7 protein-coding genes are annotated in these 12,350 nt (G+C 71.7%); 6 read left to right on the forward strand and 1 reads right to left on the reverse strand.

Annotated elements, in window-relative coordinates; all coding sequences use genetic code 11:
* Positions 1-11: 11 nt before the first annotated feature.
* Both DEJ46_RS03230 and DEJ46_RS03235 read left to right on the forward strand, forming a co-directional pair.
* Entirely contained in the window at positions 12-2,828 is a 2,817-nt protein-coding gene (locus tag DEJ46_RS03230) for a fumarate reductase/succinate dehydrogenase flavoprotein subunit (protein ID WP_150264060.1), read from the forward strand.
* 99 nt (positions 2,829-2,927) lie between these two features.
* The gene (locus tag DEJ46_RS03235) at positions 2,928-3,773 is read left to right on the forward strand and encodes a VOC family protein (protein WP_150264061.1); all 846 of its coding nucleotides are present in this window, start codon (positions 2,928-2,930) and stop codon (positions 3,771-3,773) included.
* Positions 3,774-3,815: 42 nt separating this feature from the next.
* On the opposite strand, the gene DEJ46_RS03240 is transcribed toward DEJ46_RS03235, so the two are convergent.
* Positions 3,816-5,294, reverse strand: coding sequence for an MFS transporter (locus tag DEJ46_RS03240; protein ID WP_150264062.1), 1,479 nt, complete (start codon positions 5,292-5,294; stop codon positions 3,816-3,818).
* A 129-nt stretch (positions 5,295-5,423) separates the two neighbouring features.
* On the opposite strand from DEJ46_RS03240, the gene DEJ46_RS03245 reads away from it, so the two are divergent.
* The 4 genes from DEJ46_RS03245 to DEJ46_RS03260 all read left to right on the forward strand — a co-directional run bounded on the left by DEJ46_RS03245 (position 5,424) and on the right by DEJ46_RS03260 (position 12,350).
* Positions 5,424-5,891 carry a MarR family winged helix-turn-helix transcriptional regulator gene (locus DEJ46_RS03245; RefSeq protein ID WP_150264063.1) on the forward strand — a complete coding sequence of 156 codons (468 nt, stop codon included), beginning with the start codon at positions 5,424-5,426 and terminating at the stop codon, positions 5,889-5,891.
* Positions 5,892-6,126: 235 nt separating this feature from the next.
* Complete coding sequence (locus DEJ46_RS03250; protein ID WP_150264064.1) at positions 6,127-9,126, forward strand: carbohydrate binding domain-containing protein; 3,000 nt, start codon at positions 6,127-6,129, stop codon at positions 9,124-9,126.
* Between the two features lie 259 nt (positions 9,127-9,385).
* Positions 9,386-11,221 (forward strand): S8 family serine peptidase, encoded by a 1,836-nt coding sequence (locus DEJ46_RS03255; protein WP_223834481.1) that lies wholly within the window; start codon positions 9,386-9,388, stop codon positions 11,219-11,221.
* A gap of 226 nt (positions 11,222-11,447) precedes the next feature.
* Positions 11,448-12,350, forward strand: coding sequence for an AurF N-oxygenase family protein (locus tag DEJ46_RS03260; RefSeq protein WP_150264065.1), 903 nt, complete (start codon positions 11,448-11,450; stop codon positions 12,348-12,350).

Consider the following 12,350-nt stretch of genomic DNA (forward strand, 5'->3'; position numbering starts at 1 on the left):
AAAGGCATCCCGTGAGCACCCCCTCGGCCGCCCCGGCCCCCGCAGCCCACTCCCTCGCAGCCCACTCCCTCGCCGTCCCCTCCCTCGCCGACGCGACCGAGCTCTCCTGCGACGTGCTCGTCGTCGGCGGCGGCACCGCCGGCACCATGGCCGCGCTGACGGCCGCCGAGCGCGGTGCGAACGTCCTGCTCCTGGAGAAGGCGCACGTCCGGCACTCGGGCGCCCTGGCCATGGGCATGGACGGGGTCAACAACGCGGTCGTCCCGGGCCGGGCCGAACCCGACGACTACGTCGCCGAGATCACCCGCGCCAACGACGGTCTCGTCGACCAGTCCACGGTCCGGCAGACCGCGACCCGCGGCTTCGCGATGGTCCGGCGGCTGGAGTCGTACGGGGTGAAGTTCGAGAAGGACGAGCACGGCGAGTACGCGGTCCGCCAGGTGCACCGGTCCGGCTCGTACGTGCTGCCGATGCCGGAGGGCAAGGACGTCAAGAAGGTCCTCTACCGGCAGCTGCGGCGCCGGGAGATGCGGGAGCGGATCAGGATCGAGAACCGGGTGATGCCGGTCCGGGTGCTCACCCACCCCGACGACGGCCGGGCCGTCGGCGTCGCCGGATTCCACACCCGTACGGGGGAGTTCGTCACGGTCCGGGCCGGTGCGGTGATCCTCGCCACCGGACCCTGCGGCCGGCTCGGGCTGCCCGCCTCCGGCTACCTGTACGGGACGTACGAGAACCCGACGAACGCGGGCGACGGCTACGCGATGGCGTACCACGCGGGAGCCGCGCTCACCGGGATCGAGTGCTTCCAGATCAACCCGCTGATCAAGGACTACAACGGCCCGGCCTGCGCCTACGTCGCCAACCCGTTCGGCGGGTACCAGGTGAACCGGCACGGTGAGCGGTTCGTGGAGTCGGACTACTGGTCGGGGCAGATGATGGCCGAGTTCGCGACCGAACTCGCCTCCGACCGGGGCCCGGTGTACCTCAAGATGAGCCATCTGCCGGAGGAGACCATCGGCGCCGTCGAGTCGATCCTGCACACCACGGAGCGGCCGACCCGGGGCACCTTCCACGAGGGACGGGGGCATGACTACCGCACGCACGACGTCGAGATGCACATCTCGGAGATCGGCCTGTGCGGCGGCCATTCGGCCTCGGGGGTACGGGTGGACGCCCACGCCCGCACGACGGTCCCCCGGCTGTACGCGGCCGGCGACCTGGCCTGCGTACCGCACAACTACATGATCGGCGCCTTCGTCTACGGCGATCTGGCGGGCGAGGACGCGGCGGGGTACAAGGCCTACGAAGGGGAGCTTCCGGCGGACCAGTTGGCCGCCGCGCACGAGCTCGTCTACCGGCCGCTGCGGAACCCGGGGGGTCCGCCGCAGCCCCAAGTCGAGTACAAGCTGCGGAGGTTCGTCAACGACTACGTGGCGCCGCCGAAGACCGGGGCGAAGCTGTCCCTCGCGGTGGAGGCGTTCACCCGGATGTCGGACGAGATCGCCGGCATGGGAGCGCGCACCGCGCACGAGCTGATGCGGTGCGCGGAGGTGAGCTTCATCCGGGACTGCGCCGAGATGGCGGCGCGGGCGTCGCTGGCCAGGACGGAGTCGCGGTGGGGGCTCTACCACGAGCGGCTCGACCATCCGGAGCGGGACGACCAGGGCTGGCTGCACCACCTCGACCTTCGCAAGTCCCCTTCCGGGGCGATGGAGTTCACGGCGCGGCCGGTCGAGCCGTACGTGGTGCCGGTGGCGGAGTTCGCGCCGCCGGCGGGTCCCGAGCGGCCGCTGGGCGAGGTCGAGCTCGTGCCGGTGGCGACGGCCGGCTCCCGGGACGGGGCGCCGACGGCCCGCCGGGCGGCGGCCGAAGCGGCGGAGCCTGAGCCCGGGGCGCCGGACTCGGCCGGGACCGACCGGGCGGAGGCCGCCCCCTCCCCCGCACCCCGTCTCCGCCTGCTGCGGCTCCTCGCTCTCGTCGAGGAGTCCCCCGACCTCGCGGCGCTCCGGCCCTACCTCGACGACAGCGACCCGGCGGTCCGGGCCGCCGCCGTCACCGCGCTCGGGGAGACCGCCCCGGCCGGGACGGGACCGGCGCTCGCGGCCCACCTCGGCGACGCGGAGCCGCGGGTGCGGGCCGCCGCCGCGGCCGCGCTGCGCGAGCTGGTCGAGGTCCTGCCCGCCGAACCGCAGCTCGCCGAGGGGCTGCGGGAGGCGCTCGCCGTGCCCGACCCGGCGGTGCGCGCGGCGGCGCTGGACGTCCTGCGGGCCCTGCGGCTCGGTGACGCCGCCCTGTACGCGGCCTCGCTCGCCGACGCCGGAGTCGAGGTCCGTATCCAGGCCGTCCGGGCCCTGGTGTCCGTGGACGCGGTGGAGGAGCTCGCGGGGGCCGCCGCCGATCCGGCCCGTGAGGTGCGGGTCGCGGTGGCCCGTGGTCTCGCCGTCGTGCGCGCCCCCGCCCCGAAGCCGCTCGACCCCCTGCTCGACGATCCCGATCCGTTGGTCAGGGGAGCCGCGCTGGCCGCCCTGGCGGGCACGGGCTGCCCGCCGGAGTACGCGGCGTCCGCGGTGGCGGCGCTGGCCGACGCCGCCTGGCAGGTCCGGGCCGGTGCGGCGACGGCGCTGCGGGCCGCGCCGCCCGGGGCGGCGGTTCCCGCGCTCGCCGGAGCCCTCGCCGACGCGAACGCCGACGTCCGCAAGGCCGCCGTCCTCTCCCTGCTCCCGCACGGTGCCGACCCGGCGGCCCGGACCGCGCTCGCCGCGGCGGCGGACGACCCCGACGCGGACGTCCGCGCGTACGCGTCCCGCGTGACGCGCAGGGGGTGATCGGCGGCACTCGGGTGAACGGACGCATGCGGGGCCACCGGACGGGGAAGGGGCGCGGGGTGGTGTCGGGCGACCCGCTGTGGACGGTGGACCGAGGAGATGGTGAGGGTGGCGGTGAGCGCGGAGGCAATGGGCGCGCCGTGCTGGCTGAGTCTGGCCGCGCGCGATCTCGACGCGGCGGTGCGGTTCTACGGGGCGGTGCTGGGCTGGACGTTCCGCCGGGGCGCACTCGGTGACGCGTTCGCGGTGGGCGAGCGCGACGGGGTGCCGGTGGCCGGGATCGCGGCGGTGGCCTCGGAGATGGCGGTGCCGGTGGCCTGGACGCCGTTCTTCGCGGTGGACGACGCCGACGCGGCGGTGGCGCGGATCCGGGAGCGCGGCGGCACGGTCGGCGTGGGCCCGGTCGCCTTCCCGCCCCGGGGGCGGGCGGCGCTCGCGACGGACCAGGAGGGCGCCGCGTTCGCCGTGTGGGAGGGGCGGCTGATCTCGCGCTGGCGCGTGGGCGAGCGGACGGCGCCGGCCTGGCTGGAGCTGCACACGCGGGACGCGTTCGACGCGGCCGTGTTCTACGGCGGGGTGCTCGGCTGGGCGGACGGGAGCCCGTCCGGCTGCGAGGTCTCGTACGAGCGTGACCAGGTCGTCCTGCGCTGGCACGGCGAGGCCGTCGCCCGGCTGAACAGCGGCCCGGTCGAGTCCGCCTCGCCCCGTCCGCAGCTGCGTCCGCGCTGGCTCGTACGGTTCCGGGTGCCGGATCTGGAGGCGGCGACGGCCGCCGTCGTGAAGCACGGCGGGACGGTCGTGCCGGGCGGCGAGTGGGGCGGGGTGCGCGCCCCGAAGGGCGCCGAGGACCATCGCGTGGTCGTACGGGACCCGGACGGCGCGCTGTTCACGCTGGACGCGCCGACGGAGGAGGACACGTCCGAGGACCCCGACGGTCACGGCTGAGTGACCGTCGGGGTCTGCGGCGGCTCGTCTGCCGATGGCCGGTTACGGGGCCGCGGCGGGGCGGCGCGCCCCGGCATCGGCCTCCGGATCGGCAGCGACGACACCGGACGCGCCGCCCGAGCCTGCCGACGGGGCCTTGGCCGGGATGAGGGCGGCGACCACCGCGGCCACGAGGCCGACCCCTGCGCCGATGAGCATGGCGGCGCGGAAGCCGTCCTCGGAGGGCAGCGCGTGCCCGCCGAGCGTGGTGGTCATCTGGGCGAGGACGACGCCGATGACGGCGGCCGAGACGGATGTGCCGATGGAGCGCATCAGGGTGTTGAAGCTGTTGGCCGAGGCCGTCTCCTCCTGCGGGACCGCGCCCATGATGAGCGCGGGCATCGCCCCGTAGGCGAGACCCACCCCGGTGTTGCAGATGAGCGTCACGACGAGCAGGCCCCAGGTGGAGCCCATCAGCGCGAGGGAGGAGGCGTATCCGGCGGAGATGACCAGGGCGCCGACGGAGAGGGTGACCTTGGGGCCGCGGGCGGCCGACAGCTTGGCGCCGAGCGGGGCCAGGGCCATCATCATCAGGCCCGCCGGGGCCATCCAGAGACCCATCGCCATCATCGACTGGCCGAGGCCGTAGCCGGTGGCCTCGGGCAGCTGGAGCAGCTGCGGGACGACCAGGGACTGCGCGTACATGGCGAAGCCGACGAGGACCGAGGCCGCGTTCGTCAGCAGGACCACGGGGCGGGCGGTGACCCGCAGGTCGACGAGCGGTTCCGGGGTCCGCAGCTCCCACGCGCCCCAGGCGAGCAGGACGACGGCCGAGCCGGCGAAGAGGCCGAGGGTGGTGCCGCTGCCCCAGCCCCAGGTCGCGCCCTTGGAGACGGCGAGCAGCAGGGCGACGAGGCCGGCGCCGAGGCCGAGGGCGCCGGGCACGTCGAACCGGCCGGGGGCGGGGTTGCGCGGTCCCGCGGGCACGACGCGCCAGATCAGGAGGCCGGCGAGGAGGCTGAAGGCTGCGGCGACCCAGAAGAGCACGCGCCAGCTGGCGTTCTCGGCGACGGCTGCGGAGAAGGGCAGGCCGAGGGCTCCGCCGACGCCCATGGAGGCGCTCATCAGCGCGATGGAGCCGCCGAGCTTCTCGGGCGGCAGGACGTCCCGGAGGAGGCTGATGCCGACGGGGACGACGCCCATGCCGAGGCCCTGGAGACCACGTCCGACGATCATCGGTACGACGGAGGAGGCGAGAGCGCAGACGACGGAGCCGGCGATCAGCGGGACGACCGAGGCGAGCAGGACCCGGCGCTTGCCCAGGGTGTCGCCGAGGCGTCCGGCGACGGGGGTGGCGACGGCCGCGGCGAGCAGGGTGGCGGTGATCACCCAGGAGGCGTTGGACGGGGCGGTGTCGAGGAGATTCGGCAGGTCGCCGATGAGCGGCACCACCAGGGTCTGCATGAGTGCGGCCACGATGCCCGCGAGGGCGAGGACGCCGACGACGCCTCCGGTGCGGGCTTCGGGCTGGGGGCCGTCCACGGGTTCTCCCTCGGTGTTTCCACGATTCACGATGCAATGCGCATGACTGATATGCATCATGCACATCCATTGCGTCATACACAAGCCGTGCATGCTGCACATCATTCCACCGCGAGGGAGAATGCCTCCATGGACAAGCCCGTGGACAAGCCCACCCACCTGGTCGAGTTCGAGACCATGCTGCTCGGCAGGCACACCCACCTGCACGCGCCCCGCTCCCGCGCGGGCGGCGGCCTGCTCGACCGCAGCGCCTACGTCCTGCTGAGCCGCATCCGCATGCACGGGCCGATGTCCATCGGGCAGCTCAGCGACGCCTTCGGCCTGGACGCCTCCACCCTCAACCGGCAGACCGCCGCCATGCTGCGCGCCGGGGTCGTCGAGCGGATCCCCGACCCCGAGGGCGGCATCGCCCGCAAGTTCCGCATCACGAGGGAGGGCGAGCGCCGCCTCGACGCCGACCGGACCTCGAACATCGAGGGCCTGGAGCGGGTCATGGAGCACTGGTCACCCGAGGACGTGGCCTGTTTCGCGGGCTTCCTCGAGCGCTTCAACCGGGACATCGAGCGCCTGGAAGGGCGCCCCTGGCCGCGCCCCTGACGGGGCGTCCACCCCTCGTACGCACCCAACAGGCAACCCCGGCGGGGCCCGTGGCCGAACAGGCCGCGGGCCCCGCTTCCGTCGGATCCCTTTACGGGCGGGCCGCGCACCGGTAACTTCCGGCCACGCAAGATGTTTCTGAAAGTTTCCGACTGCGTTTCCAAGGAGCTTCCCGCCGTCCGCCCGGCGCCCTGCTCCGATCGGTGACGCGGCTGCCCCCTGCCTGGAGATTCAGATGACACGCACCCGCAGACGGCTGCCGGCCCGCCCGGTCGCCGCACTGGCGGCCGCCGCCGGCGTCCTCGGCCTGGTGGTCGCCACGCCACCCGGCGAGGCCTCCCCCCGCACCGCGCCGGTCGCGGCCGCCGCCGACAACACGGCCACGGTCTTCTACTGGACGAAGACCAAGAACTGGACGCTCCACAACCTCCATTACGCCCCCGACGGTGGCTCCTGGACGACGGTCCCCGGCGTCGCCATGGAGCCCGCCTGTACGGACTGGGTGAAGAAGACCGTCACCCTCGGCACGGCCGCGGGCCTGCAGGCCACCTTCAACAACGGCAGCGGCACCTGGGACAACAACGGCGGCAAGAACTACGCCCTGGGCACCGGCTCCATCACGGTCAAGGACGGGGTCGTCGCCCACTCCGACCCCTGCGCCGGTACGGAGCCGACGCCGACCCCCACACCGGCCCCCTCCGCCAAGGCCACGGTCTACTACTCCACCGAGGCGCTCGGCTGGTCCACCGTCAACCTCCACTACCAGCCCGCGGGCGGCGCCTGGACCACCGTCCCCGGCGTCGGCATGCAGGGCTCGTGCACCGGCTGGTGGAAGCGGGAGGTCGACCTCGGGTCGGCCGCCTCCCTCAAGGCCGCCTTCAACAACGGCAACGGCACCTGGGACAACAACGGCGGCTCCGACTACACCATCGGCGCAGGCGTCTCCACCGTGCGGAACCGCGTGGTGACGGCGAACGCGGCCGACCCCTGCGCCGCCACCCCGCCCGACACCCAGGCCCCGACCGCCCCCGCGCGGGTCACCGCCGCCGCCGACGGCGTCTCGGTGCTGCTCACGTGGGACCCCGCGACGGACGACCGGGGGGTCACCAAGTACCAGGTGACCCGGACCGGCGGCAGCGCCGGCACGGTGGTGACCGACGTCGGCTCCACGGTGTTCTCCGACACGAACCTGGCCGAACGGACCACGTACAGCTACACGGTGAAGGCCGTGGACGCGGCCGGGAACGTGTCCGCAGCCTCCGCCGCGGCGACCGCCACCACGGGCGACAAGCCGGCGGACCCGACGAACGGGAAGCCGCTCGGCACCGACCCGCGGAAGGACCCGATCTACTTCGTCCTCACCGCCCGCTTCAACGACGGCGACCCGTCGAACAACCGCGGCGGCAGCCAGCACACCAAGTCCGGCAACGCGGCCAACGAAGACCCCATGTTCCGGGGCGACTTCAAGGGCCTCATCCAGAAGCTGGACTACGTCAAGGGCCTCGGCTTCTCGGCGATATGGGTCACGCCGGTGGTGCTCAACCGCTCGGACTACGACTACCACGGCTACCACGGCTACGACTTCTACAAGGTCGATCCCCGCCTGGAGTCCGCCGGAGCCTCCTACCAGGACCTGATCGACGCCGCCCACGCCAAGGGCATGAAGATCTACCAGGACGTCGTCTACAACCACTCCTCCCGCTGGGGCGCCAAGGGCCTCTTCGTGCCCACCGTGTACGGCGTCCGGGACAGTCAGTGGAGCTGGTACTACGACGAGAAGCAGCCCGGCTTCGAGTACGACGGCCTGACGGTCGACGCCAAGTCCGGGAAGTCGTACTACAACGGCGACCTGTGGTCGACGGCCGAGCCCACCGGCAACACCTGCGTGAACTGGGGCAAGCCCACCGGCGGCAAGAGCGCCGAGGGCTACACCGTCTACAACTGCCAGTGGCCGAGCCCCACGTCCGGCATGCTCCCGAAGGACCTCTTCCATCAGTGCTGGATCGGCAACTGGGAAGGTGAGGACTCGCGTTCCTGCTGGCTGCACGAGGACCTGGCCGACCTCAACACCGAGAACGCGACCGTCCAGAACCACCTGATCGGCGCCTACAACAAGTACATCGACATGGGCGTCGACGGATTCCGCGTCGACACCGCCGTGCACATCCCTCGCACCACCTGGAACCGCCGCTTCCTGCCCGCGATCCAGGAGCGGGTGACACAGCGTCACGGAGCCGAGGCGGCGAAGAACTTCTTCGTCTTCGGCGAGGTCGCCGCCTTCGTCAACGACAAGTGGAACCGCGGCTCGGTGAACCACTCGGCGCAGTTCTACACCTGGAAGGAGCGCAAGGAGTACGACGCCGACGACACCAAAGCCGCCCTGGAGATGTACGACTACGAGCAGCAGCAGGGCACGGGCAGCCAGCCCACCTCCACCAACGCCTTCCTGAACGGGAACACCTACCACGCGCCCGACAACAGCCGCTTCTCCGGCATGAACGTCATCGACATGCGCATGCACATGAACTTCGGTGACGCGTACAACGCCTTCTCCAACGGCAAGGACTCGGACGACAGTTACCACGACGCCACCTACAACGTCGTCTACGTCGACAGTCACGACTACGGCCCCAACAAGTCGAGCGAGCGCTACACGGGCGGCACCGACGCCTGGGCCGAGAACATGTCGCTGATGTGGACCTTCCGCGGCATCCCGACGCTGTACTACGGCTCGGAGATCGAGTTCCAGAAGGGGAAGAAGATCGACTGCGGGCCGTCCTGCCCGCTCGCCGCCACCGGCCGCGCCTACTTCGGCGACCACGTCGCCGGCTCGGTCACGGCCTCCGACTTCTCCCGGGTCTCCGCGGCCTCCGGAGCCGTGGCCACGACCCTCCAGCAGCCCCTGGCGCAGCACGTCCAACGGCTCAACCAGATCCGCCGGGCCATCCCCGCGCTCCAGATGGGCCAGTACTCCACCGAGGGCATCCAGGGCGGCATGGCCTTCAAGCGCCGCTACACCAGCGGCACGACGGACAGCTTCGCCCTGGTCACGGTCTCGGGCGGCGCCACCTTCACGGGCATCCCCAACGGCACGTACACCGACGCCGTCACGGGTGACGTACGGACCGTCTCCGACGGAACCCTGTCGGTCGGCGCGCCGGGCAAGGGCAACCTCCGGGTGTACGTCCTGAACGGCACCGGCAGGATCGGCGTCCCGGGCCCGTACCTGAAGTAACGGACACGGAGGAACCGACGCCGTACGGGGGACTCCGGAAGGGCCCCGGAGAGCGGACAGGCATCGCCGGAGAACGAACAGGACAGGAAGGCGGATTCATACGTGTTCCCGGCGCCGCCAGGTCAACAGTACGTAACGCGAACAGGCTTCTCGGACAGAATGCTTCCTTCCGTTCCCCGAGTCTGGGATCTTGCGTCCACCCCACACATCACAGGGCCCGGTCGGCGCCACCCGCGCCACCGGGTCATCGGAGGACGCATTGTTTTCCCAGATATCCAGCCGGCTGAGAGTCTCGGCCGTCGCCGTGGCGGCCCTCGGTACGACCGTGGCGCTCGCCGCTCCCGCCGGATTCGCCCAGGCAGCAACGTCGGACACCGCGCCCGTCGCGGGTGCTTCGGCGGGGGCGAACCAGGCCACCACGTCCACGACCACCACCCGGGCCGCCGCGGCACCGGCGGCCTGGGCCGCGGGCACCCGCGCCTACCTGGTGATCACCGCGCCGGGCGGCACCTCCGCCGTCAGCGGCGCCGTGGCGACCAAGGGCGGTTCGGTCTTCGCCACCTACGACGCGATCGGCGTGATCGTGGCGCACTCGACGTCCACGTCGTTCGCCTCGTCGATGCGCACGGTCGCCGGCGTCCAGCAGGTCGGCGCGACCCGGACGTCCGACGTCCCGGCCGACGCCTACAACCCGGCGCTCCCCGCGAACCCGTCGCAGTCCGCGACGACGCTGAACGAGTCCAACCGCTGGGACATGACCCAGATCAAGGCCGACCAGGCCTGGGCCGTCACGACCGGATCGGCGTCGGTGAAGGTCGGCGTCCTCGACACCGGCGTGGACGACCAGCACCAGGACATCGCGCCCAACTTCAACGCCGCCGACTCGGCGTCCTGCGCCTACGGCAAGGCGGACACCCGTGCCGGGGCCTGGCGTGACGTCGGCACCCACGGCACGCACGTCGCGGGCACGATCGCCGCGGCGAAGAACGGCAAGGGCGTCATCGGCGTCGCGCCGGGCGTGAAGATCTCCTCCGTCCGCATCGCGGAGCCGACCAGCAGCCTGTTCTTCGCGGAGAACACGATCTGCGGCTTCATGTGGGCCGGCGACCACGGCTTCAAGGTCACCAACAACAGCTACTACACGGACCCGTGGGCGTTCAACTGCCCGGACAACGTGGACCAGGCCGCCATCATCGAGGGCGTCCGCCGCGCCCAGGCGTACGCCGAGGGCAAGGGCTCGCTCCAGGTGGCCGCCGCCGGCAACTCCAACTACGACCTGGCGAACAAGACGACCGACACCGAGTCCCCCAACGACTCGACGCCGGTCACCCGCACCATCACCAACGCCTGCATCGACATCCCGACGGAGCTCCCGGGCGTCGTCACGGTCGCCGCGCAGGGCAACGGCGGCGCCAAGGCCTCGTACTCGAACTTCGGCAACGGCATCATCGACATCGCGGCCCCCGGCGGCGACGGCGCCTCCGGTGTCTACTCGACGCTCCCGGGCGGCAAGTACGGCAACATGAACGGCACGTCGATGGCGTCCCCGCACGTGGCGGGCGTCGCGGCGCTCATCGCGAGCGTCAACCCGACCTTCACCCCGGCGCAGATCCGGGACCAGCTCGGCGTCCAGGCGACGGACCGGGCGTGCCCCTCGGACTCCCGCTGCACCGGCACCTCGACGAAGAACGGCTTCTTCGGCGAAGGCGCGGTCGACGCCCTGAAGGCCGTCGGCGGCTCCACCCCGCCGCCCGGCGCGTACTTCGAGAACCTGGCCGATGTCGCGATCGCCGACAACGCGACGGTCGAGAGCCCGATCACGGTCAGCGGCGTGACGGGCAACGCCCCGGCGACCCTCAAGGTCGGCGTGGACATCAAGCACACGTACATCGGTGACCTGAAGGTCGACCTGGTCGCTCCGGACGGCACCGTGTACACGCTCCACAACAGGACCGGCAGCGGTACGGACAACATCGCCCAGACGTACACGGTCAACGCCTCGGCAGAGGTCGCCAACGGCGTCTGGAAGCTCCGCGTGAACGACAACGCGAGCCAGGACACGGGCAAGATCGACGCCTGGAACGTGACCTTCTAGTCCTTCCCGGTCCAGTCCGACCCAGTCCTTCCCGACCCGGGGAACGGGGCCGGAGCCGCCTTGGCTCCGGCCCCGTTCGCGTACCCGGGGTAACTCCGTTGGAAGAAAGTCCGTACCGAGGGGTAGGCCCGCGCGGCACGCTTGCTATACGTTCCGTCTAACAAGCTTGCTAGACGCGACGTCTAACAAGCGTCCGAGCCGCTCGCGCGAAACGAGGAGCCGCCCCATGGCAAGCAGCACCGTCCGCCCTGACAACGAAGGCCACGACATCGCCGCGCGACTGCTCCTGTCCGCCGCGAAGCTGTCGTACGACCCCGCAGTCGAGGTGGACTGGGACACGCCCCTCGACAAGGACTTCCACGGGCAGAGCCCCGAGTGGAACTCCCTCTACGGCACCGCCTACTGGCAGGAGATGACCGAGGAGCAGCGCAAGGAGCTGACCCGGCAGGAGTCCGCCTCGGTCGCCAGCACCGGCATCTGGTTCGAGATGATCCTCCAGCAGATGGTGCTCCGCGACATCTACCTCACGGACCACACCGACCCCCGGTTCCAGTGGGCCCTCACCGAGATCGCCGACGAGTGCCGGCACTCGATCATGTTCGCCCGCGGCTCCCAGAAGCTCGGCGCGCCCGCGTACCGGCCCAAGCGGGCCGTGCTGGAACTCGGACGCTTCATGAAGACCGTCGGCTTCGGCGAAGCCGCGTACGCCGGCATCCTCGTCGCCGAGGAGGTCCTCGACGTCATGCAGCGCGACTGGATGCGCGACGAGCGGGTCGTCCCCTTCGTCCGCACCATCAACAACATCCATGTCGTCGAGGAATCCCGGCACATGAAGTTCGCCAGGGACGAGACGCGCCGCCACCTCGCCCGCGCGAGCCGGCCGCGCCGTCACTTCCAGGCCCTCGTGGTCGCCGTTGCGGCGTACTACATCATCACGAGCCTGGTGAACCCGGAGGTGTACGTACGGGCCGGGCTCGACCCCGAGCGGGCCCGCCGCGAAGCGGCCGCCAACGAGCACTACAAGGCTCAGCTGCGCGCCAGTTGCTCCGGCCTCATGGACTTCCTGGCCGACGTCGGGATGCTCACCCGGCCCGCGCTCTTCTTCTACCGGCGCGCCCACCTCGTCTGA

This window comes from Streptomyces venezuelae (assembly GCF_008642375.1).
In the GTDB taxonomy this organism is placed as follows: Bacteria; Actinomycetota; Actinomycetes; order Streptomycetales; family Streptomycetaceae; genus Streptomyces; species Streptomyces venezuelae_G.

Excerpts from the sequence above, each read along its gene's own strand:
- DEJ46_RS03235 (WP_150264061.1), top strand. The coding sequence starts at position 2,928 with ATGGTGAGGGTGGCGGTGAGCGCGGAGGCAATGGGCGCGCCGTGCTGG.
- DEJ46_RS03245 (WP_150264063.1), top strand. The coding sequence starts at position 5,424 with ATGGACAAGCCCGTGGACAAGCCCACCCACCTGGTCGAGTTCGAGACC.
- DEJ46_RS03250 (WP_150264064.1), top strand. The coding sequence starts at position 6,127 with ATGACACGCACCCGCAGACGGCTGCCGGCCCGCCCGGTCGCCGCACTG.
- DEJ46_RS03260 (WP_150264065.1), top strand. The coding sequence starts at position 11,448 with ATGGCAAGCAGCACCGTCCGCCCTGACAACGAAGGCCACGACATCGCC.